The 21,909-nt window shown below is 65.7% G+C and carries 19 protein-coding genes; 6 read left to right on the top strand and 13 right to left on the bottom strand.

From position 1 onward, the window contains the following. Window positions 1–69: 69 nt before the first annotated feature. Complete coding sequence (locus tag HMPREF1224_RS27880) at window positions 70–1,359, bottom strand: MFS transporter (protein ID WP_010793622.1); 1,290 nt, start codon at window positions 1,357–1,359, stop codon at window positions 70–72. Window positions 1,360–1,732: 373 nt separating this feature from the next. On the opposite strand from HMPREF1224_RS27880, the gene HMPREF1224_RS27875 reads away from it, so the two are divergent. After that, window positions 1,733–2,773 carry a DUF5924 family protein gene (locus HMPREF1224_RS27875; protein ID WP_003118457.1) on the top strand — a complete coding sequence of 347 codons (1,041 nt, stop codon included), beginning with the start codon at window positions 1,733–1,735 and terminating at the stop codon, window positions 2,771–2,773. A gap of 18 nt (window positions 2,774–2,791) precedes the next feature. On the opposite strand, the gene HMPREF1224_RS27870 is transcribed toward HMPREF1224_RS27875, so the two are convergent. From HMPREF1224_RS27870 to HMPREF1224_RS27855, 4 genes are all read right to left on the bottom strand, one after another. Further along, a complete protein-coding gene (locus tag HMPREF1224_RS27870) occupies window positions 2,792–4,021 on the bottom strand; it encodes a nucleoside recognition domain-containing protein (RefSeq protein ID WP_003102844.1) in 1,230 nt (409 codons plus the stop codon). Between the two features lie 104 nt (window positions 4,022–4,125). Further along, on the bottom strand, window positions 4,126–5,460 hold the full coding sequence (gene gltP, locus HMPREF1224_RS27865; RefSeq protein WP_003096956.1) for a glutamate/aspartate:proton symporter GltP: 1,335 nt from the start codon (window positions 5,458–5,460) through the stop codon (window positions 4,126–4,128). A gap of 712 nt (window positions 5,461–6,172) precedes the next feature. Beyond that, on the bottom strand, window positions 6,173–6,640 hold the full coding sequence (locus tag HMPREF1224_RS27860) for an inhibitor of vertebrate lysozyme family protein (protein ID WP_003096958.1): 468 nt from the start codon (window positions 6,638–6,640) through the stop codon (window positions 6,173–6,175). Window positions 6,641–6,661: 21 nt separating this feature from the next. Beyond that, window positions 6,662–6,823, bottom strand: coding sequence for a DUF1328 domain-containing protein (locus HMPREF1224_RS27855; RefSeq protein ID WP_003096961.1), 162 nt, complete (start codon window positions 6,821–6,823; stop codon window positions 6,662–6,664). 474 nt (window positions 6,824–7,297) lie between these two features. Between HMPREF1224_RS27855 and algB the strand changes: the two genes are divergently transcribed. Then, entirely contained in the window at window positions 7,298–8,647 is a 1,350-nt protein-coding gene (algB, locus tag HMPREF1224_RS27850) for a sigma-54-dependent response regulator transcription factor AlgB (RefSeq protein ID WP_003102840.1), read from the top strand. Then, on the top strand, window positions 8,644–10,431 hold the full coding sequence (locus HMPREF1224_RS27845; RefSeq protein ID WP_003114120.1) for a KinB sensor domain-containing domain: 1,788 nt from the start codon (window positions 8,644–8,646) through the stop codon (window positions 10,429–10,431). The genes algB and HMPREF1224_RS27845 overlap by 4 nt, the downstream gene beginning before the upstream one ends. Before the next feature lie 34 nt (window positions 10,432–10,465). Here the strand turns inward: HMPREF1224_RS27845 and ampDh2 are convergent, their stop codons facing one another. From ampDh2 to HMPREF1224_RS27810, 7 genes are all read right to left on the bottom strand, one after another. Beyond that, window positions 10,466–11,245, bottom strand: a complete 780-nt coding sequence (gene ampDh2 / locus HMPREF1224_RS27840; protein WP_003096970.1) for an N-acetylmuramoyl-L-alanine amidase AmpDh2 — start codon at window positions 11,243–11,245, stop codon at window positions 10,466–10,468. 27 nt (window positions 11,246–11,272) lie between these two features. Then, window positions 11,273–11,866, bottom strand: a complete 594-nt coding sequence (locus HMPREF1224_RS27835; RefSeq protein ID WP_003102836.1) for a MarC family protein — start codon at window positions 11,864–11,866, stop codon at window positions 11,273–11,275. A 117-nt stretch (window positions 11,867–11,983) separates the two neighbouring features. Continuing rightward, window positions 11,984–13,999, bottom strand: a complete 2,016-nt coding sequence (gene dgcP / locus HMPREF1224_RS27830; protein ID WP_003114121.1) for a diguanylate cyclase DgcP — start codon at window positions 13,997–13,999, stop codon at window positions 11,984–11,986. Then, a complete protein-coding gene (locus HMPREF1224_RS27825) occupies window positions 13,996–14,874 on the bottom strand; it encodes an endonuclease/exonuclease/phosphatase family protein (protein ID WP_003096975.1) in 879 nt (292 codons plus the stop codon). The genes dgcP and HMPREF1224_RS27825 overlap by 4 nt, the downstream gene beginning before the upstream one ends. 15 nt (window positions 14,875–14,889) lie before the next feature. Beyond that, entirely contained in the window at window positions 14,890–15,525 is a 636-nt protein-coding gene (gene dsbA, locus HMPREF1224_RS27820; protein WP_003096976.1) for a thiol:disulfide interchange protein DsbA, read from the bottom strand. A 167-nt stretch (window positions 15,526–15,692) separates the two neighbouring features. Next, window positions 15,693–16,298, bottom strand: a complete 606-nt coding sequence (locus HMPREF1224_RS27815) for a c-type cytochrome (RefSeq protein WP_003102831.1) — start codon at window positions 16,296–16,298, stop codon at window positions 15,693–15,695. 45 nt (window positions 16,299–16,343) lie between these two features. Continuing rightward, on the bottom strand, window positions 16,344–16,637 hold the full coding sequence (locus tag HMPREF1224_RS27810) for a c-type cytochrome (protein ID WP_010793621.1): 294 nt from the start codon (window positions 16,635–16,637) through the stop codon (window positions 16,344–16,346). A 183-nt stretch (window positions 16,638–16,820) separates the two neighbouring features. Here HMPREF1224_RS27810 and yihA point away from each other — a divergent pair, with 183 nt between their 5' ends. Next, the gene (gene yihA, locus HMPREF1224_RS27805) at window positions 16,821–17,468 is read left to right on the top strand and encodes a ribosome biogenesis GTP-binding protein YihA/YsxC (RefSeq protein WP_003096980.1); all 648 of its coding nucleotides are present in this window, start codon (window positions 16,821–16,823) and stop codon (window positions 17,466–17,468) included. A gap of 263 nt (window positions 17,469–17,731) precedes the next feature. Here the strand turns inward: yihA and polA are convergent, their stop codons facing one another. Further along, a complete protein-coding gene (gene polA / locus HMPREF1224_RS27800) occupies window positions 17,732–20,473 on the bottom strand; it encodes a DNA polymerase I (RefSeq protein ID WP_003118455.1) in 2,742 nt (913 codons plus the stop codon). A gap of 77 nt (window positions 20,474–20,550) precedes the next feature. On the opposite strand from polA, the gene HMPREF1224_RS27795 reads away from it, so the two are divergent. Together HMPREF1224_RS27795 and HMPREF1224_RS27790 are read left to right on the top strand one after the other, a co-directional pair. Then, window positions 20,551–20,841, top strand: coding sequence for a DUF2782 domain-containing protein (locus HMPREF1224_RS27795; protein WP_003096984.1), 291 nt, complete (start codon window positions 20,551–20,553; stop codon window positions 20,839–20,841). A 33-nt stretch (window positions 20,842–20,874) separates the two neighbouring features. Next, the gene (locus tag HMPREF1224_RS27790) at window positions 20,875–21,825 is read left to right on the top strand and encodes a homoserine kinase (RefSeq protein ID WP_003102827.1); all 951 of its coding nucleotides are present in this window, start codon (window positions 20,875–20,877) and stop codon (window positions 21,823–21,825) included. Window positions 21,826–21,909: the final 84 nt, after the last annotated feature.

Below are 21,909 nucleotides of genomic sequence, written 5' to 3'. Positions count from 1 at the left end.
GGTTGATCGACATCAACGCCGCCGCCGCAGCCCCGGCGGGAGCCGACGCACGGCATGCGGCGAAACGCCTCAGGCGTTGGCCAGCTCGGCCTCGGCGATCTCCTTGCCGCGCCGGCGGAACAGTACCAGGGTGGCGAGCAGCCCCAGCAGCGCCGCGCCACTGAGCCAGATGCCCGGGGCCGCGCGGTTGTCCAGGGTGTGGATCAGCCAGGTGCAGACCGCCGGGGTGAAACCACCGAAGGTCGCCGTAGCCAGGCTGTAGGCGAGGGAGAAACCGGTAGTGCGCACGTCCGCCGGCATCACCTCGGTCAACGCCACCACCATCGCGCCGTTGTAGCTGCTGTAGAGGAACGACAGCCACAACTCGACGCCGAGCAGGCCGGCGAAACTCGGCTCGCGGACCAGCCAGGACAGCGCCGGGTAGGCGGTCAGCAGTGCCAGCGCGGAGGCACCCAGCAACAATGGCTTGCGCCCGATGCGGTCGGAGAACGCGCCCATTACCGGCAGCCAGATGAAGTTGGACAGGCCGATGCACATGGTCACCAGCAGGCTGTCGAGGTCCGACAGTTGCAGTTCGTTCTTGCCGAAGGTCGGCGTGTAGGCGGTGATCAGGTAGAACGATACGGTGGTCATCACCACCATCGCGGTACCGGCCAGCACTACGCCGAAGTTCTGCCCGATGGAGCGCAGCACCTGCGACAGCGACGGTCGGTGGGTGCGCGCCTCGAACTCCGGCGTTTCCTCCAGCGAGCGACGGATGACGAACAGCGCCGGAACGATCAGGCAGCCGATGAAGAACGGCACGCGCCAGCCCCATTCGCCCATCTCCTGCGGGCTCAGCCACTGGTTGAGGAGCACGCCGAGCAGGCCGGCGAAGACCACCGCGACCTGCTGGCTGGCCGACTGCCAACTGACGAAGAAGCCTTTGCGTCCTGGCGTGGCGATCTCCGACAGGTAGACCGAAACCCCTCCCAGCTCGACGCCGGCGGAAAAACCCTGCAGGAGCCGGCCGAACAGCACCAGCAACGGCGCCGCCACGCCCAGCGTGGCATAGCCGGGAACGAAGGCGATCAGCAGGGTGCCCATGGCCATCAGGCCGAGGGTGATGATCAGGCCCTGGCGGCGGCCGTGGCGATCGATGTAGGCGCCCAGGAACACCGCACCCAGCGGCCGCATCAGGAAGCCGGCGCCAAAGGTGGCGAGGGACAGCATCAGGGAGGCGAACGGGTTGTCGCCGGGGAAGAAGGTCTTGGCGATGGCGGTGGCGTAGAAGCCATACACCATGAAGTCGTACATCTCGAGGAAGTTGCCACTGACCACACGGAAAATGGCGACACCTTTGGATTTATTAGAGGCCATGGGACACACACTCAGGCAGACACGGGGAAGCGGTCCATGGCGGCGTCGATGGCCACGCAGGCGGGTACGTCATCCATCGACCGAGTTGTAACCATATGTGTAAAAACTGCTGTCGAACAATCTAAAATTGCCCGAAAGGTGCGAATTGAAGGGGTTTGAAAGGCTGTCGAAAGCTTCGCGACCATCGGTCGGGAAAGCGACGCCTTTTTCCCTGGTCGACCTCCAGAAAGGAGAGCGGAGCCTCTGTCGGGCGAAGGAAACATTCGCCACGCGGCAGCTGTCCTTCGTTCATACCCAGGAAACCCGGCCGGGGTTATGCTGCGCGCCCCGGCCGGCTGGCCGAGCAGCTCCGATCGAGAACCCGCTGGTCCCCATGCCCAACCAACAACGCCCCGTCCTCAAGGCCCGCCTGGAGCAACTGATCGCCCTGGTCAGCGGCCTGATGGCCCGCTATCCGCGCACCATCGCCCTGTTCGGCTTCTGTTCGGGCGTGTTCAGTTTCATCATGGTCGACCGGCAGAAGGGCTTCGCCCAGGTGCTGGCGATCATCATGCTGGTCAGCTGGGTCTGGTTGATCCTCGAGAACCTCCTGCGGGAGACCTTCGCCCGCCGCTTCGGCTGGGAGATCCCGGCGCCGCTGCTGCGCTACGCGACCCAACTGATCCACCAGGAAAGCCTGTTCTTCGTCCTCCCGTTCTTTCTCATCACCACCACCTGGAACAGCGGGCAGGCGCTGTTCACAGGGACGCTGGCCGCCGCGGCGCTGATCTCCATCACCGATCCGCTCTACTATCGCTGGCTGTCCAGGCGTCGTTGGGTGTTCCTCGCCTACCACACCCTGACCCTGTTCGCGGTGTTGCTGACCTCGCTGCCGATCCTGCTGCACCTGACCACCCCGGAAAGCTACCGGTTGTCGCTGGGCATCGCTGTCGTGCTGTCCTTCCCCAGCCTGCTCGTGACCTTCCCGCTACAGCACTGGTGGCGCGGCTTCCTGCTTCTCGGCCTGACCCTGGCGGTGGGCCTGGCCGGATGGTTCGGCCGCACCTGGGTACCGCCGGCCACCCTGTGGCTGACCGAAGTGGCGGTGAGCAGCCAGTTCGACGACCAGAGCCGCACGCCCGGCGACAGCCTGGAGCAGGTCGGCGCCGCCCAGTTGCGCAGCCAGGGCCTGTTCGCCTATACCGCGATCAACGCGCCGCGCGGCCTCGACGAGCGCATCTATCACGTGTGGATGTTCAACGGGAAGGAGTTCGACCGCATCGCCCTGGATATCCACGGCGGCCGCAAGGAGGGCTACCGGGCCTGGACCCACAAGCAGAACTTCCCCGGCGACCCGGTCGGCCACTGGCAGGTGAAGGTACTCACCGAGGCCGGACAGATGATCGGCACCCTGCGCTTCGACGTCACCCAGTGACGTCGAAGCCTGGCGACCTCAGGCGAAGAACCAGTAGCACACGGCGATGGAGGCGATGACCCCGGCCAGGTCCGCGGTCAGCGCGCAGCCCACCGCGTGGCGCGCGCGCTGCAGGCCGACCGAGCCGAAATAGACGGCGAGCACGTAGAAGGTGGTCTCGGTACTGCCCTGCACGGTGGCGGCGACCAGCGCCGGGAAACTGTCGACGCCGTGGGTCTGCATGGTCTCCAGCAGCATCGCCCGCGCCGCGCTGCCGGAGAACGGCTTGACCAGCGCGGTGGGCAGCGCTTCGACGAAGCGGCTGTCCCAACCCAGCCCCTCGACCGCCCAGCGTATCCCGCCGAGTACCACTTCCAGCGCCCCGGAGGCGCGCAACACGCCAACCGCGCAAAGCATTGCGACCAGGTACGGCAACAGGTTCCTGGCGACGTCGAAACCTTCCTTCGCCCCCTCCACGAAGCTCTCGTAGACCGGCACCTTCTTCAGCGCGCCGACGATCAGGAACAGCACGATCAGGCTGAACAGCGTCAGGTTGCCCAGCAGCGAGGACAGCTGCGCCAGCGCGGTGGCCGAGAGCGTGCCGAGCACCGCCATGAAGCCGGCCAGCAGCAACGCGCCGGGGATCAGGTAGGCCAGCACCACCGGGTCCCACAAGCGCAGGCGCTGCATCAGCGCCACCGACAACAGGCCGGCCAGGGTCGAGGCGCTGGTGGCCAGGAGGATCGGCAGGAATACCAGGGTCGGATCGGCCGCGCCCTGCTGCGCGCGGTACATGAAGATAGTCACCGGCAGCAGGGTCAGGGACGAGGCGTTGAGCACCAGGAAGAGGATCTGCGCATTGCTCGCGGTGGTGCTGCTGGGATTGAGCTCCTGCAACGCCTTCATCGCCTTCAGGCCGATCGGCGTGGCGGCGTTGTCCAGACCCAGGCCATTGGCGGCGAAGTTCAGGGTGATCAGGCCGATCGCCGGATGCCCCGGCGGCACTTCCGGCATCAGCCGGCGGAACAACGGACCGAGCAGCACCGCCAGGCGCTCCACCAGCCCGGCCTTCTCGGCGATGCGCAGGAAGCCGAGCCAGAGCGTCAGGGTGCCGAACAGCAGGACCATCACCTCGACCGCCAGCTTGGCCATGGCGAACAGGCTCTCCACCATCGCCGCGAACACCGTCGCATCGCCGCCGATCAACCAGCGCGCCAGCGCACTCGCCGCCGCCACCAGGAAAAAACCCAACCACAAGCCGTTCAGCATTCAGAATCCCCCGCGTTGCGCGGATGATAGCGGCGCAGGCGGTGCCGGCGCCAGAAACGCCGAGGCCCCGGACGATGCCGGGGCCTCCTGGGCGGGAAGCCGCCTTATTCGAGGGTGGCCTGCTTGCCCTTGGCTTCGCCGACCGCCTGCCGCAGGTGCGGCAGCGAATCCCAGTAGCGCTGGCCCTTGGCCGCGTCGTACATGCCTTCCCACTTGGAGATGACCAGCACCGCGAGGGCATTGCCGATCACGTTGAGGGCGGTGCGCGCCATGTCCATGATGCGGTCCACGCCGGCGATGAAGGCCAGGCCCTCGAGCGGGATGCCGACGCTGCCCAGGGTGGCGAGCAGCACCACGAAGGATACGCCCGGCACGCCGGCGATACCCTTGGAGGTCACCATCAGGGTCAGCACCAGCATGATCTGCTGGCCGATGGACAGGTCGATGCCGTAGAGCTGCGCGATGAAGATCGCCGCGATGCTCTGGTACAGGGTCGAGCCATCGAGGTTGAAGGAGTAGCCGGTGGGCACCACGAAGCTGCTGATCGCCTTCGGCGCGCCGTAGGCTTCCATTTTCTCGATGATGCGCGGCAGCACGGTTTCCGAGCTGGCGGTGGAATAGGCGAGGACCAGGTCGTCCTTGAAGATGCGGATCAGGCGCATGATCGAGAAGCCGAACATCCGCGCGATCAGGCCCAGCACCACCAGGGCGAAGAAGACGATGGCCACGTAGACCAGGATCACCAGCTTGGCCAGCGGCAGCAGCGAGGCGAAGCCGAAGTTGGCGACGGTCACCGCGATCAGGGCGAAGACACCGATAGGGGCGTACTTCATGATCATGTGGGTGACCTTGAACATGGTCTCGGAAACGCCCTGGAACACCTTCACCAGCGGCTCGCGCAGGTCGTTGGGCAGGCTCGACAGGCCGAGGCCGAACATCACCGAGAAGAAGATGATCGGCAGCATCTCGCCACGGGCGATGGCGGCGAAGACGTTGGAGGGAATCAGGTTGAGGATGGTCGCGATGAACGCATGGTCATGCTGCACTTCCTGGGTGGTCTTCTGGTACTGGGAAATGTCCACGGTACCCAGGGTGCTCATGTCGATGCCGGTGCCGGGCTGGAACAGGTTGGCCAGCAGCAGGCCGACGACGATGGCGACGGTGGTGACGATCTCGAAGTAGATGATGGTCTTCAGGCCGATGCGGCCAAGCTTCTTCGCGTCGCCGACGCCGGCGATGCCGACCACCAGCGAGGAAATCACGATCGGCACCACGATCATCTTGATCAGACGGATGAAGATGTCGCCGGCCGGTTGCAGCACGTTGGCGATCCACCAGGCCTTTTCGGCGCTGAAATGGTTGAGCACTGCGCCGACGGCGATACCGAGTGCCAGACCGATCACGATCTGCCAGGCGAGGCTTAGCTTGGCTTTACCCATGTTTCGTCACCCTTAATTCTTGTGGAAGTCGGGAGTCGCTCCAACGGGAGAGTCGCTCCCGACAGGCGAAAGGGCGCAATGATTCATGCGCTCCCCTACCCCGTCTAATGCCGTAAGTGACTGCCCCATGCCGAATCGGCATGAGAAATCACTAATGAAACGTCCGTCCCACAGGAGATTGCCCTTGATTTTCGTACAAGAACAGGGAGCGGAAGGCACTCCGTGCAAGGCCCGGGAGCCTCGTGCCCATCCTGGGAAGTTGAAAGTCGCTCATCATCGCTGCGATGCATGGTCGCAGGACACGCAAGGCCGTCCGGCACGCCATCGCCGGCTGTGGATAAGCGGCATTCTGTGGATAACCGCGCGGTAAAGCCCTTCTGGGAGGGCGCCTCGGAACGCGCGGGCGGTCGATTGTAAAACGACTCCGCCATCCACAGACATTGATCGATATCAGGGAAGTTCGCGGAGTATCGCTGCGGAAGCCGACGCTCCGCCGGACGGCGGAGCATCGTACCCCTTCTATATATAGAAGCGCGCCGGAAGGCAGCGAGACATCGGTGGCTCCCCTCCGGCGCGTTTTCGCCTGGCCCGACCCCGAAGGAGGTACTCCCTGTACCCCTGGAACCCGCCGGATCGACCTCACCCAGCGCATCCCGGTCCCCTGGCCATGCCCCGCTGCGGGCGGGGCGGTGTCACGCAAGCCCGTTCCGCCTCAGTACCAGTTCGGATCGGCCTTGAGTTGTTCGTCGAGGATCTTCTGTACCGCCGGTTCCGGCTTGCCCAGCCAGCGGAAGCTGGCGTGCTTGCTCGGCGACTTGTCCTGCGGCAGCCCTTCGGGCACCTGCACGTAGAGCCCGTAGGCATGACTCTTGTCCCAATCGAAGGCGACCAGCAGGCGCTGGCCCTTGCAATCGGACTTCTCGCAGAGACCGCCAACCAGATACTTGTCGCCCTGGTCGTCGACGGCATGCATCGGCGTAGCGGTTCCCGAGAGATTCATCACCCAGTCGGGCAAGCGGCTCTCGTCTTCCACCAGGTTCTGCCAGGCCTCGCGGTATCCGGCATCGGTGCTCTGCAATTCGTTCAAGCGGTATTCACCGTCCCTGTCGGCCGCCACCGCCAGCGAACTGGCGGCGGCACCGAGCAGCAGTGCGTTCATCAGGTTACGCATGAGTCGCATCGCTTTCTCCTTGGCATCCGGCTAGCCGCGACGGCGTCCGAAGAAGAACGAGACCACGAAGAGCACCAGGAACAGCACGAAGAGGATCTTCGCGATTCCGGTGGCGGCACCTGCGATGCCACCAAACCCGAGGACGGCAGCGATGATGGCGATGATCAGAAAGGTGATAGCCCAACTAAGCATGATGTTTTCTCCTGTGTGCCTTCGGAACTGTCGGTACCGCCTCGGGGCCGGGCCCATCGGGGTAGCGAACCGGCCTGTGTCCATTTTTTCTTCAGGGAGACCGTGACTACCTCATTGCACGCCCCATGCCAGCCTTTCTGAAAAATAAAAATACTTTTAATTCAATAAGTTATAAAACAACCCAGGTAGTCTGCGCAGTTCATCCTGCACGACGCGACAAATTATTCCGGGCGTTTTGCACGATCGGCGCGGTACGCTGTCACATGCAACAGGGAAGCGACCCGGCACCTGCTACCCGGAGCCATCCGTGGAGCCGCCACGGCTTCCCGAAAACCCAAGAACAGACATCGGCGGGTTGCACGCCGCCCTGGCCGCCCGGATGGGCGGCGGGGCGCTCTGCAACTTGCATGGGCTTTCCGGGGACTAACCCAGAAGCCGAATGGCAGTGAATTCCCTAGAGGATAAAAAGCAACGATGGAAACCACTTCCGAAAAACAGGGGCGCATCCTGCTGGTCGATGACGAGTCGGCGATCCTGCGCACTTTCCGTTATTGCCTCGAAGACGAAGGCTACAGCGTGGCCACCGCCAGCAGCGCGCCGCAGGCGGAGGCCCTGTTGCAGCGCCAGGTATTCGACCTGTGCTTCCTCGACCTGCGCCTGGGCGAAGACAACGGGCTCGACGTTCTCGCCCAGATGCGCGTCCAGGCGCCATGGATGCGCGTGGTGATCGTCACCGCGCATTCGGCGGTGGATACCGCGGTCGACGCCATGCAGGCCGGCGCGGTGGATTACCTGGTCAAGCCCTGCAGCCCGGACCAACTGCGCCTGGCCGCCGCCAAGCAACTGGAGGTGCGCCAACTGACCGCGCGCCTGGAGGCCCTGGAGGACGAAGTGCGCCGCCAGGGCGACGGCCTGGAATCGCACAGCCCGGCCATGGCCGCGGTACTGGAGACCGCGCGCCAGGTAGCGGCGACCGACGCCAACATCCTCATCCTCGGCGAATCCGGCTCCGGCAAGGGCGAACTGGCACGCGCCATCCACACCTGGAGCAAACGCGCGAAGAAGCCCCAGGTCACCATCAACTGCCCGTCGCTGACCGCCGAACTGATGGAAAGCGAACTGTTCGGGCACAGTCGCGGCGCCTTCACCGGTGCCACCGAAAGCACCCTGGGCAGGGTCAGCCAGGCTGACGGCGGCACCCTGTTCCTCGACGAGATCGGCGACTTCCCGCTGACCTTGCAACCCAAGCTGCTGCGCTTCATCCAGGACAAGGAATACGAACGCGTCGGCGATCCGGTGACCCGCCGCGCCGACGTACGCATCCTTGCCGCGACCAACCGCGACCTGGGCGCGATGGTCGCCCAGGGCCAGTTCCGCGAGGACCTGCTCTACCGCCTCAACGTGATCGTGCTCAACCTGCCTCCCCTGCGCGAACGCGCCGAGGATATCCTCGGCCTGGCCGAACGTTTCCTCGCCCGCTTCGTCAAGGACTACGGCCGCCCCGCCCGCGGCTTCAGCGAAGCCGCCCGCGAGGCCATGCGGCAATACCCCTGGCCGGGCAACGTACGCGAGCTACGCAACGTGATCGAACGCGCCAGCATCATCTGCAACCAGGAACTGGTGGATGTCGACCACCTCGGTTTCAGCGCTGCGCAATCTGCCAGCAGCGCGCCGCGGATCGGCGAATCGCTGAGCCTGGAAGACCTGGAGAAAGCCCATATCACGGCGGTGATGGCCTCCAGCGCGACCCTCGACCAGGCCGCCAAGACCCTCGGTATCGATGCCTCGACCCTGTACCGGAAGCGCAAGCAGTACGGCCTATGAGCATGCCGCTGCCGATGAAGCTCCGGACCCGGTTGTTCCTCAGCATTTCCGCGCTGATCACCGTCTCGCTGTTCGGCCTGCTGCTCGGGCTGTTCAGCGTGATGCAGCTCGGCCGCGCCCAGGAACAACGGATGTCGCACCACTACGCGACCATCGAGGTGAGCCAGCAACTGCGCCAGTTGCTCGGCGACCAGTTGGTCATACTGCTCCGCGAAACCCCCGACGGGCAGGCCCTGGAGCGCTCGCAAAACGACTTCCGACGAGTCCTGGAACAGGGCCGGGCGAATACCGTCGACAGCGCCGAGCAGGCCGCCCTGGATGGCGTCCGCGACGCCTACCTGCAACTGCAGGCGCACACCCCGGCCCTGCTCGAGGCGCCCATGGCCGACAACGACGGCTTCAGCGAAGCCTTCAATGGCCTGCGCCTGCGCCTGCAGGACCTGCAGCAACTGGCGCTGGCCGGCATCAGCGAAGCCGAGACCAGCGCCCGCCATCGTGCCTACCTGGTCGCCGGCCTGCTTGGCCTGGTGGGCGTCGCCATCCTGCTGATCGGTTTCGTCACCGCCCACAGCATCGCCCGGCGCTTCGGCGCGCCGATCGAAACCCTGGCGCGGGCGGCGGACAGGATCGGCGAAGGCGATTTCGACGTGACCCTGCCGATGACCAACGTCGCCGAGGTCGGCCAGTTGACCCGGCGTTTCGGCCTGATGGCCGAGGCCCTGCGGCAGTATCGCAAGACCAGCGTCGAAGAGGTGCTTTCCGGCGAGCGGCGCCTGCAGGCGGTACTCGACAGCATCGACGACGGCCTGGTGATCTTCGACAACCAGGGACGCATCGAACACGCCAACCCGGTCGCGATCCGCCAGTTGTTCGTCTCCAACGACCCCCATGGCAAGCGGATCGACGAAATACTCAGCGATGTCGATGTCCAGGAGGCGGTGGAAAAGGCCCTGCTCGGCGAAGTCCAGGACGAGGCGATGCCCGACCTGGTGGTGGACGTCGCCGGCGAGTCGCGCCTGCTGGCCTGGTCGCTGTATCCGGTCACCCATCCCGGCGGGCATAGCGTCGGCGCGGTGCTGGTGGTCCGCGACGTGACCGAGCAGCGCGCCTTCGAACGGGTCCGCAGCGAATTCGTCCTGCGCGCCTCCCACGAACTGCGCACGCCGGTGACCGGCATGCAGATGGCCTTCAGCCTGCTCCGCGAACGCCTGGACTTCCCCGCTGAGTCGCGGGAAGCGGACCTGATCCAGACGGTGGACGAAGAGATGTCGCGGCTGGTCCTGCTGATCAACGACCTGTTGAACTTCTCGCGCTACCAGACCGGCATGCAGAAGCTCGAACTGGCTTCCTGCGACCTCGTCGACCTGCTCACCCAGGCGCAGCAGCGTTTCATTCCCAAGGGCGAGGCCCGCCGGGTCTCGCTGCAACTGGAGCTGGGCGATGAGCTGCCGCGCCTGCAGCTCGATCGCCTGCAGATCGAGCGGGTGATCGACAACCTGCTGGAAAACGCCCTGCGCCATAGCAGCGAAGGCGGGCAGATCCACCTGCAGGCCCGGCGCCAGGGCGACCGGGTGCTGATCGCGGTGGAAGACAATGGCGAAGGCATTCCCTTCAGCCAGCAAGGACGGATCTTCGAGCCTTTCGTCCAGGTCGGACGCAAGAAGGGCGGCGCCGGCCTCGGCCTGGCGCTGTGCAAGGAAATCATCCAGCTGCATGGCGGGCGCATCGCGGTGCGCTCGCAACCGGGCCAGGGCGCGCGCTTCTACATGCTGCTGCCGGTGTGACCGGGGCCGCTCCCGGCAGGCTTTTCCACAGGCCTCAGGAAGTCGGCACCGCCAGCAGCAGGGCGGCGGTTTCCAGGTCCGGCTCGCCATCGAAGCGGGCCGGACGGTATTTCATCTGGAAAGCGCCGATGACGTCGCGGGTGTCCTTCTCCAGCTCGCCGGTCTGCGGCACCAGGTAACCGTGCCGCGCCAACTGCTGCTGGAACCAGCGCACATCCGGCAGCTGGCCGTTCAGTTCGGCGAGCCGGCGCGCCAATTCGCCGGGCTTCGGCCAGGGCACCAGGCCGGCGTCGGCGAGGCGCTTCCAGGGGAACAGCGGACCCGGATCGACCTTGCGGCCCGGCGCGATATCGCTGTGTCCGATGATCCGGTCCGGGGTGATGCCGTGGCGCTTGGCGATGTCCTTCAACAGGGGGATCAGCGCCTGGATCTGCGCTTCGCTGAACGGATACCAGACCCGCCCCTGGGGTGTATCGCGATAGCCCTGGTTGACGATCTCGATGCCGATCGAGGTGGCGTTCAGCCAGGTCCGGCCCTGCCATTCACTGACCCCGGCGTGCCAGGCGCGGCGGTTCTCATCCACCAGGCGGTAGACGGTGGCCGGCTCGTCGTCGCCGATCAGGTAGTGCGCGCTGACGCCGCCGTGGGTGAGGATGCCCAGCGAATGCGGCAGATCGGTGGAGGTGTAGTGGAGGACGATGAACTGGACGCGGCTGTCCTGGTTCGCCGAGGTGTAGTCGGTGTTCAGGCGCGGGCCGCTGGAGCAGCCGGCCAGCAGCGACAGGGTGAAAGCCAGTAGAACGAACGAACGCATGATGACTCCGAAAGATAGGCAGCGTGGTCAGGCGGCGATGTGCAACACGCTGCGCAGGTTGTCCAACAGCATATCGACGCTGAGCATGATCAGCAGCATGCCGGCCAGGCGCTCGATGGCGGTCAGCCCGCGCGGGCCGAGGAAACGCTGGAGGAACGCCGCCTGCAGCAGGATCAGCGCAGTAGCGGCCCAGGCCAGCACCACCGCCAGGTAAAGCTCCCACAGCGGACCGTCGAAGGTGGTGCGCAGGGTGATCAGCATCGCCAGCGCCGAGGGCCCGGCCACCGCCGGGGTGGCCAGGGGTACCAGCAGCGGCTCGCCGTCGGGCACTTCGCCGAGCAGCCCTTGGGGCGACGGGAAGATCAGGCGCATGGCGATCACGAACAGGATGATGCCACCCGCGATCCCGGTCGCCTCGCGGGACAGGCCGAGGCCGCTGAGGATGTGCTCGCCGAGGGTGAGGAAGAGCAGCAGCAGGCCCAGGGCGAAAGCCAGCTCGCGAAACGCCACGCGCAGGCGGCGCCCAGGTGCGACGCCTTTCAGCGCGGCGAGGAACACGGCGATGTTGCCGAAGGGGTCGGTGACCAGAAAGATCAGGACGGCGACGCCGAACATATCCATGGGAGTTTCCAGAGCGGGACAGCCGGTCATTCTACCGGGCGGGACCATTCTAGCGAGCCGCGGCAACACCTGCAGGCGAGCCCGTCCCGAGTCGTCGGAATGTGCGCTGGTCGCCCTTCAGGCCACTTCCAGGCGGTCCCGGCCGGCGCGCTTGGCTCGATACAGCGCCTGGTCGGCACGCTCGAAAACCGCTTCGCCGGCCTCGTTGCCTTCGAACGCGGTGATGCCGGCGGAACAGGTGATGCTCAGGGGCTCGCCCTTGAAATGGAACGGACAGGCGGCGATCGCCGCGCGCAGCCGTTCGAGCAGTTGCCGGCCGGCTTCCAGGGACGTGGCCGGGAGCAGGACGACGAACTCCTCGCCGCCGAAACGGGCGATGAAATCGGCCTGCCGCAACCGTTTGCGCAATTCGCCGGCAATGATCTTCAGCACCTTGTCCCCGGCCAGGTGGCCGAAGTCGTCGTTGATCCGCTTGAAGTGGTCGATGTCCAGCACCGCCAGCAGCAGATCGCCGCCGTCCCGGTGCCGGCGCGCCACTTCCTGTTCCAGGCGCTCGCTGAGCGCCGCGCGGTTGGGCAGGCCGGTCAGCGGATCGGTCAGGGCTTTCTGTCGCTGGTCCTCCAGGTGGCTGTGGAACGCCTTGGCATCCTGCTCCATGCTGTTGACCCGCTCCATCAGCGCCTGCAGGCGGCCGGACACCTCCTGTTCGTGCTCGGCCTGTTCGCGCTGGTGTTCGTCCATGGAGGCAAGCAGGCCGTTCAGCCGGCTGTCCACCGCCAGCTTGAGGCTGTTCAGGTCGGTCGCCTGCTGCACGCTGGCCTGCAGGCCACTGACCTGCTCACGCAGCGATTGGTCGAAGCCGCGCGCGTTGTCCAGCACGTCGGTATAGCCGGCGTGGGCGTCGCCTAGGTGGCCGAGGAAGCTTTCCAGGCGCTCGTTGAGTTGCCGCAGGTATTCCTCGAAGTCGCGCTGGCCACTGTCCGCCAGGGACAGCACCAGCACCGCCAGGTCGTCGAGTACCGGCACCAGCTCATACCAGTTCAGGCTGCCATCGATCCGCTCCCGCAGCGCCTCGGCCTGGGGCTGGTGGCTGCTCGGCAGGGACAGGCCGTCGAGCAGCCGCAGCAGGCTGGCCTCGATGTGCGGCGCCACCGCGCTGTAGCCGGGCTCCGGTATCGGCGGCGGCAGTTCGTAGGCCTCGTCTACCGCCTGCCCGTCGAGGTTATCCACAGGAGTGGCCGGAGCTTCGGGCGCGCTTTCAACGTCCGCCGGCATTGCGGGCGACGGCTCCGCACCCGCTTCTTCCAGCGTCTCGCTAAAGCTCAGGCCGGCCGGTAGCGGCAGGCTGTCGAGCCAGATTTCCCGGGGCTCATCCAGCAGGATCTGGTTCGGCTCGCCACGCTCGGCGACCCCGACCCAACCCGCTGGCGCGCTTTCGATGGCGGCGACCGTGCGGGCGGGCAACGGCTGCGGCGGACCGCCTGGCGCCTCGTCGTGCTCGGCGACCGGCAGGGACGGCGCGGCCGCCGCCGGTTGGATCGGTGTATTGCTTGCCGCCACAACGGACGGCACCGATGCGCTCGGCTCCGCGGTGGTTTCCGACTCCTTGCCGCCGAACAGGCGTTGCAACAGGCTCGGGCGACCGTCTTCGGCATCGCCGCCCTTGCGCTCGGCCAGCGCCTGGCGTTGCAGCCTGCTCAGCTCGCTGAGCAGGATCGGAATCTCGCGCGACTGCCGGGCGCGCTCCTCGATATCGCGGGCGAACTGCTTCAGCGGCTTGCGCAGTTCCCGCGGCAGGTCCAGGGCCAGCAACTGCTGGGCCAGTTCGCCGAGAGCATCGATGTTCTGCTGGGTGCGTTGCTGGCGGCGCTGTTCGGAGTCGAGCACGGCCTTTTCCAGGCGCGGAATCAGGCCCGACAGGCCGGCGTCCATGTCGTCGCGACGGAGGATCTCGCGCAGCTCCTTCATGCACTGGTCGACCGCCTTGTCGCTGCCTTCGGCCGCCAGACTGCTACGCACCAGGCCGCGACGCAGCAGGTCGATCCGGGCATCCCAGCGCCGTTGCAGGCGCTCCTGCTGCTCGATGTTCTCCAGGTACTTGTCTTTCCAGCGCTGGACGTCGTCGCGACTCATGGCGGACTCCCGGCATCCCCGCGCACGACCAAGGCCTTGTCGCGCAGGTTGTCCGGCAGGCGAATCTCCACCGATACCGGCAGATGGTCGGAGATCGGCTGGTCGAGCACGTCGACCCGCTCGAGAGCGAGATCGGAACTGAGCAGGATATGATCAAGATTGCGCTGCGGCCGCCAGCTGGGAAACGTCGCCTCGACCTGCGGCGCCATCAGGCCGAGGTCGCGCAGGGGCGAGTTTTCCAGAAGATCGACGGCGTGGGTGTTCATGTCGCCCATCAGCACCTGGTGGCGGTAGTCGCCGATCAGCTCGCGGATATAGGCGAGCTGGCGGGTGCGGGTGCGAGCGCCGAGAGCGAGATGCATCATCACTACCACCAGCGCGTCGGCGCCTTCGCCAAAGCGCACGAAGATCGCGCCGCGTCCCGGCGGACCGGGCAACGGATGATCTTCCAGCAGGGTCGGCCGCCAGCGGCTGAGCAGGCCGTTGCTGTGCTGGGCGATACGCCCGAGGTTGCGGTTGAGCTGCTGGTACCAGTAGGGGAACGCCCCCAACTGGGCCAAGTGCTCGACCTGATTGACGTAGCCGGAACGCAGGCTGCCGCCGTCGGCTTCCTGGAGGGCGACGAGGTCGTAGTCGGCGAGCAGTTCGCCGATCCGCTTCAGGTTGGTCGCCCGCCCCGCGTGGGGCAGCAGGTGCTGCCAACCGCGGGTCAGGTAGTGGCGGTAGCGCTCGGTGCTGATACCGACCTGGATGTTGAAGCTGAGAAGGCGCAGGCGGCCGTCGTCGGGCAGCTCCCGCGAATCGTCACAGGAGGGGTTCACTCGCGGGTCGCAGCTGCCTGCGACCCGAGGTTCACGCTGCCAGCGGCGCAACATGCCGAATCACCTTGCCTACTTCTTGGCCGCTGCGCGCTCTTTCTCGATCAGGTAGTCGGCCAGCTTGAGGGTTTCCTCCGGACCACCGGCGGAGCCGATGTCGAAGCGGTATTTGCCATTGACCACCATGGTCGGTACGCCGGTGACCTGGTAGGCCATCGCCAGCTTCTTGGCCTTTTCCATCTGGCCCTTGATGGCAAAGGAATTATAGGTGCTCAGGAATTTTTCCTTGTCCACGCCCTTGCCGGCGAGGAAATCGGCCATTTCTTCCGGAGTGGCGAGCTTCTTGTGCTCCTTGTGGATCGCCTCGAACACGGCGTTGTGTACGTCATGCTCGACACCCATGCTTTCCAGGGTCAGGAACATCTGCCCATGGACGTTCCAGATACCGCCGAACAGGGCAGGCAGGCGCACGAAATGGACATCTGCCGGCAGCTTCTCGCTCCACGGCACGATGGTCGGCTCGAACGCGTAGCAATGCGGGCAGCCATACCAGAACAGTTCCACCACTTCGATCTTGCCCGGCTGGGACACCGGCACCGGGCTGCTCAGCTCGACGTATTCCTTGCCGGCGGTATAGTCGTCGGCCTGGGCGGCCATGCCGAACAGGCTGGCCATGGCCAGCATGGCGGTGAGAATCAGGTTACGCATCGTTCACTCCTAGGCGAGGTCAGTGCCGCTCTCCGGCCGGGTTCGGCCCGGTCAGTTCGACCGGGGGGAGCGGTCACGGGTTCCAGCATTGTAGCGATGGCGGACGCAAAAAAGGGCAGCCGAGGCCACCCTTTTTCATACATCTTTTTTGCCGTGCTACGCAGCGATCAGTGCAGACCCTGGATGTAGCTGGAAATCGCGGCGATGTCCTTGTTCGACAGCTTGGCGGCGATGGACTGCATGATCTTGGTGTCGCCGTCGTTGGTGCGGGTGCCTTCGCGGAAGTCGGTCAGCTGCTTGGCCACGTAGGTCGCGTGCTGGCCGCCCAGGTGCGGGAAACCGGCGGTTGCGATGCCGACGCCGCTCGGGGAATGGCAACCGGTGCAGGCCGGCATGCCTTCGGCGATCTTGCCGCCGCGGAACAGCGCTTCGCCCTGGGCCACCAGGTTCGGATCGGCCATGCCGACGCTCATCTTCTGGCTGGCGAAGTAGGCGGCGATGTCGGCCAGGTCCTGGTCGCTGAGGTTGGTCAGCAGCCCGGTCATTTCCAGCACGGTACGCTTGCCGTCCTTGATGTCATGCATCTGCTTGAGCAGGTAACGCTCGCCCTGGCCGGCCAGTTTCGGGAAGTTCGGCGCCGGGCTGTTGCCATCCGCACCGTGACAGGCGCCGCACACCGCGGCTTTCGCCTGGCCCGCGGCGGCATCGCCAGCGGCATGGGCAAGGCCGGTCAGACCCAGGGTCAACAGCAGACTCACGAGAAGTTTGTTCATCAGCTAATCCAATTACGGCTAAGGGTGAAAGATAGTGGGCTTCGGCTACTTCTTCACCATCCACTGGATGGTTGCCTGGTAGTCTTCGGCACTGCAGTCGGTGCACAGGCCGCGGGGCGGCATGGCGTTGAATCCGTTGGTCACATGCTGGACCAGGGTCGGCATGCCCTTGGCCAGCCGCAGCTCCCAGGCGGCATGGTCGCCCTTTTTCGGCGCCATCGGCAGCTGGCCGTCGTGACACGCGCCACAGGTCCGGTTGAACACTGCTTCCGGGTCCTGCGCCGCCTGCGCCGTAACGGCCACCGCAACGACTGTCGCTGCGAGCAGCAGTTTCTTCATGATCGTCCTCATCAGGGGGAACGCCCGCGTTCTACCGCGCGGAAAATGCTCTGTCCGTTCCCGCGCGCGCTCGACCCTGGGGGATAAAGCGCACACAAAATCCGCGGCATTATATACTTCCGATACCGAAACGGAAACGAAACAGCCCCCCGCGACACCGAGTCGCACCCCTGTGGATAACCCATGTCAGAGAAGAACCCCATCGTCGGCCTGTGCCAGAAGGCCAGCTTTCTCATCAGTGCCGCCCAGGTCGACCAGTGCCCCCCCGACGAAGGCCTGGAAGTCGCTTTCGCCGGGCGCTCCAATGCCGGCAAGTCGAGCGCGCTGAACACCCTCACTCACGCCAACCTGGCGCGCACCTCGAAAACCCCGGGACGTACCCAACTGCTCAATTTCTTCGCCCTGGACGACTCGCGGCGCCTGGTGGACCTGCCCGGCTACGGCTACGCGAAGGTGCCGATCCCCCTGAAGCAGCACTGGCAGCGCCACCTGGAAGCCTACCTGAGCAGCCGCGCAAGCCTGGCCGGGGTGTTCCTGATGATGGACATCCGCCACCCGCTCACCGACTTCGACCGACTGATGCTGGATTGGGCCCAGGCCAGCCAGCTACCGATCCATGTACTGATGACCAAGGCCGACAAGCTGGCCTTCGGCGCGGCCAAGAACGCCCTGCTCAAGGTACGCCGGGAAGTCCAGCAAGGCTGGGGCGACGTCGCCACCCTGCAACTGTTCTCCGCGCCCAAGCGCCAGGGCGTCGACGAGGCGCAAATGGTCCTGGCGCAATGGCTGGGCCTGCTGGACGAGGAACAAGAGGCGTTCGAGGAAGCCTGAATTCCAGGCAAAAAAAACCCCGAGCTTCGTATGGGGAGGGGGAAGTTCGGGGTTCAAGTCCGGACCGCTAGGGCGGGGTCCAGGAATCTGCCAACACTAAACACTGCAAAGGAGCATCGAAGGGCTCAAGAAGCCATTCGTGTGTTCTGACTGTCGGCAAAACGGGAAAGTTCAGCGCACCGCGAAAAACTTTTCCACGGCACCCTCACCGGGCACTCCGGACCTGCTCGCAAGGCCCGCCACACGGGCCTCGCAACCGTTCATCAGTGGGCTTCGTCCCAGTTCGAACCGACACCCGCCTCGACCACCAGCGGTACGTCCAGGGTCGCCGCTCCGCTCATCAGCGGGCGGATTCCCTCGCACACCTGCTCGACCAGCTCCTCGCGCACTTCCAGCACCAGTTCGTCGTGCACCTGGAGGATCACCCGGGCATCGAGGCCGCTTTCCTGCAGCCAGTTATCCACAGCGACCATGGCGCGCTTCATGATGTCCGCCGCGGTGCCCTGCATCGGCGCGTTGATCGCGGTGCGCTCGGCGGCCTTGCGCATGGCGCCGTTCTTCGAATGGATCTCCGGCAGGTACAGGCGACGGCCGAACAGGGTTTCGACGAAGCCCTGCTCCGCGGCCTGGGCGCGGGTCCGTTCCATGTACGCCAGGACGCCGGGGTAGCGGGCGAAGTAACGGTCGATGTAGGCCTGGGCCTCCTTGCGCTCGACGCCGATCTGCTTGGCCAGGCCGAAGGCGCTCATGCCGTAGATCAATCCGAAGTTGATCGCCTTGGCGCTGCGTCGCTGGTCGCCGCTGACGTCTTCCAGCGGCACGCCGAAGACTTCCGCCGCGGTGGCGCGGTGTACGTCCAGGTCGTGGCGGAAGGCATCCAGCAGGCCATCGTCCTTGGCCAGGTGGGCCATGATCCGCAGCTCGATCTGCGAGTAGTCCGCGGCCAATAGCTTGTAGCCCTGCGGCGCGACGAACGCCTGGCGGATGCGCCGGCCCTCCGCGGTACGGATCGGGATGTTCTGCAGGTTCGGGTCGCTCGACGACAGCCGCCCGGTAGCCGCCACCGCCTGGTGGTATGAGGTATGGATGCGTCCGGTACGCGGGTTGATCTGCTCGGGCAGGCGGTCGGTGTAGGTGCTCTTGAGCTTGCTCATGGAGCGGTACTGCATGATCACCTTGGGCAGCTCGAAGTCCTGCTCGGCCAGTTCGGCGAGCACTGCCTCGGCGGTGGACGGCTGGCCGGTCGCGGTCTTGCTCAGAACCGGCAGGCCGAGCTTGTCGTAGAGGATCGCGCCGAGCTGCTTGGGCGAGCCGAGGTTGAATTCCTGCCCTGCCAGGTCGTATGCCTGGCGCTCCAGGGCGACCATCTTCTCGCCCAGTTCGCGGCTCTGGATGCCCAGCAGGTTGGCGTCGACCAGCGCGCCGTTGCGCTCGATCCGCGCCAGCACCGGTACCAACGGCATCTCGATGTCGGTCAGGACCCTGGCCAGGGACGGGATCGCCTCCAGCTTCTGCCACAGGGCCTGGTGCAGGCGCAGGGTCACGTCGGCGTCCTCCGCCGCATAGGGCCCGGCCTGTTCGATGGCGATCTGGTCGAAGGTCAGTTGCTTGGCGCCCTTGCCGGCGATGTCCTCGAAACGGATGGTGCTGTGGCCGAGGTACTTCAGGGCCAGGCTGTCCATGTCGTGGCGAGTGGCGGTGGAGTCCAGCACATAGGACTCGAGCATGGTGTCGTAGGCTACGCCCCGCAGCGCGATGGGGGTGCTGGCATTGGCCAGGACATTGATGTCGTACTTGGCATGCTGGCCGACCTTGAGCTTCTTCGGATCCTCCAGCAGCGGTTTCAACGCACGCAGCACCGCGTCACGGTCCAGTTGCTCCGGAACGCCCATGTAGCTGTGGGCCAGCGGCACGTAGGCGGCCTCGCCCTCCTTCACGGCGAAGGACACCCCCACCACCTGCGCCTGCTGGGCGTCGATGCTGGTGGTCTCGGTATCGAAGGCGATCAGCTCGGCCTCCTCCAGCTTCTTCAGCCAGGCGTCGAATCCGGCCTGGTCGAGCACCACGTCGTAGTCGACCTCGGCCTGGATAGGCGTTTCCGCCTCGCCGTTCTCGCCGGCCTCCTTGGCCTCGCGCAGGAGGTCGTCCAGCCAGTTCTTGAACTCCAGCTCGCGGTACAGGGCGATCAGCGCTTCGCGCTGCGGCTCGCCGGGATACAGCTTGTCGATCTCCACGTCCAGTTCGACGTCGGTCTTGATGGTCGCCAGTTGATAGGACAGGAACGCCTGCTCGCGATTTTCCTCGAGCTTCGCCGGCAAGCCCTTGGCGCCGCGGATCGGTAGCTCGGGCACCTTGTCCAGGCTGGCGTAGAGCACCTCCAGGCCGCCACCGACACCGGTCAGCAGGCCCAGCGCGGTTTTCTCGCCGACACCCGGAACGCCGGGGATGTTGTCGACCTTGTCGCCCATCAGGGCGAGGAAATCGATGATCAGCTCAGGACCGACGCCGAATTTCTCTTTCACGCCATCCACGTCGAGGCGGCTACCGGTCATGGTGTTGACCAGCGTAATGTGCCCGTCGACCAGTTGCGCCATGTCCTTGTCGCCGGTGGAAATCACCACCGGGCGGTCAGCCGCGGCGCTGCTGCGCGCCAGGGTGCCGATCACGTCGTCGGCCTCGACCCCCTCCACGCACAGCAGCGGCAGGCCGAGGGCGCGGACGCTGGCATGCAGCGGCTCGACCTGGACCCGCAGGTCGTCGGGCATCGACGGCCGGTTGGCCTTGTACTCGGCGAACAGCTCGTCGCGGAAGGTCGGGCCCTTGGCGTCGAAGACCACCGCGAACGGGCTGTCCGGGTACTGCTTGCGCAGGCTCAGGAGCATGTTCAGCACGCCCTTCACCGCACCGGTGGGCTTGCCGGTCGAGGTGGTCAGCGGCGGCAGGGCATGGAAGGCGCGGTACAGGTACGAGGAACCGTCCACCAGGACGAGGGGCGCTTGGCTCATGAGGGGAATCAACCTTTTCCGGAGACCAGGGCGTGTAGAATGAACCCTGGACGATTCGATAAAGGAGCAAGGTTACCATGCGTACGCTGAACCGCTTGATGCTCGCCGGACTGCTGGCGTTCGCCCCGCTCGTCGCGATGGCGGCGGACGACGACGCGCCCTCCGGCGAGCCCGACGTAACCATCCGCCAGGAGGGCGACAAGACCATCCAGGAATACCGCGTGAATGGCTTCCTCTACGCCATCAAGGTGGTTCCCAAGCATGGCAAACCCTATTTCCTGGTCCGCGCCGACGGCAGCGATGGCAACTTCATTCGCTCCGACCAGCCGGACAAGCTGATTCCACAATGGGAGATCTTCAGCTGGTGATGTGCATTTCCAACCTGGCGAGGCCGCGCTGACATGTCGGTGTTCACCCCACTCGAACGCTCGACCCTGGAAGCCTTCCTCGCCCCCTACGACCTGGGCCGCCTGCGGGATTTCCGTGGCATCGCCGAAGGCTCCGAGAACAGCAACTTCTTCGTCAGCCTGGAACACGGCGAGTTCGTCCTGACCCTGGTCGAGCGCGGCCCGGTGCAGGACCTGCCGTTCTTCATCGAACTGCTCGACGTGCTCCACGAGGACGGCCTGCCGGTGCCCTACGCCCTGCGCACCCGCGACGGCGAGGCCCTGCGCCGTCTCGAAGGCAAGCCGGCGCTGCTGCAACCGCGCCTGGCCGGCCGCCACGAGCGGCAGCCGAACGCCCACCACTGCCAGGAAGTGGGCGATCTGCTCGGCCACCTTCACGCCGCCACCCGCGGGCGCATCCTCGAACGCCCGAGCGACCGTGGCCTGCCCTGGATGCTGGAACAAGGTGCCAACCTCGCCCCGCGACTACCGGAACAGGCCCGCGCCCTGCTCGCCCCGGCCCTGGCGGAGATCGCCGCGCTGGATGCCGAGCGTCCAGCGCTGCCGCGCGCCAACCTGCATGCCGACCTGTTCCGCGACAACGTGCTGTTCGACGGCCCGCACCTGGCCGGCCTGATCGACTTCTACAACGCCTGCTCCGGCTGGATGCTCTACGACCTGGCGATCACCCTGAACGACTGGTGCTCCAATACCGACGGCAGCCTGGACCCGGCCCGCGCCCGCGCCCTGCTCGCCGCCTACGCCAACCGCCGGCCGTTCACCGCGCTGGAAGCCGAGCACTGGCCGAGCATGCTGCGGGTCGCCTGCGTGCGCTTCTGGCTGTCGCGACTGATCGCCGCCGAGGCGTTCGCCGGACAGGACGTGCTGATCCATGATCCGGCGGAGTTCGAGATGCGCCTGGCGCAACGGCAGAACGTGGAGATTCATTTGCCGTTTGCGTTGTAGGCAGGAACCACAGGAGCACGGCCGTCCTGCGGCCGTTCGCCCTTCAAAAACCATGCGGTTCGGCGTCTTGGAGTGAGGCCGAGC

Origin of the sequence: Pseudomonas sp. P179, assembly GCF_000478485.2 — a bacterium.
In the GTDB taxonomy this organism is placed as follows: domain Bacteria; phylum Pseudomonadota; class Gammaproteobacteria; order Pseudomonadales; family Pseudomonadaceae; genus Pseudomonas; species Pseudomonas aeruginosa.
Note: the sequence above shows the minus strand (reverse complement) of the source record. Positions and strands in the feature narration are given on the sequence as shown.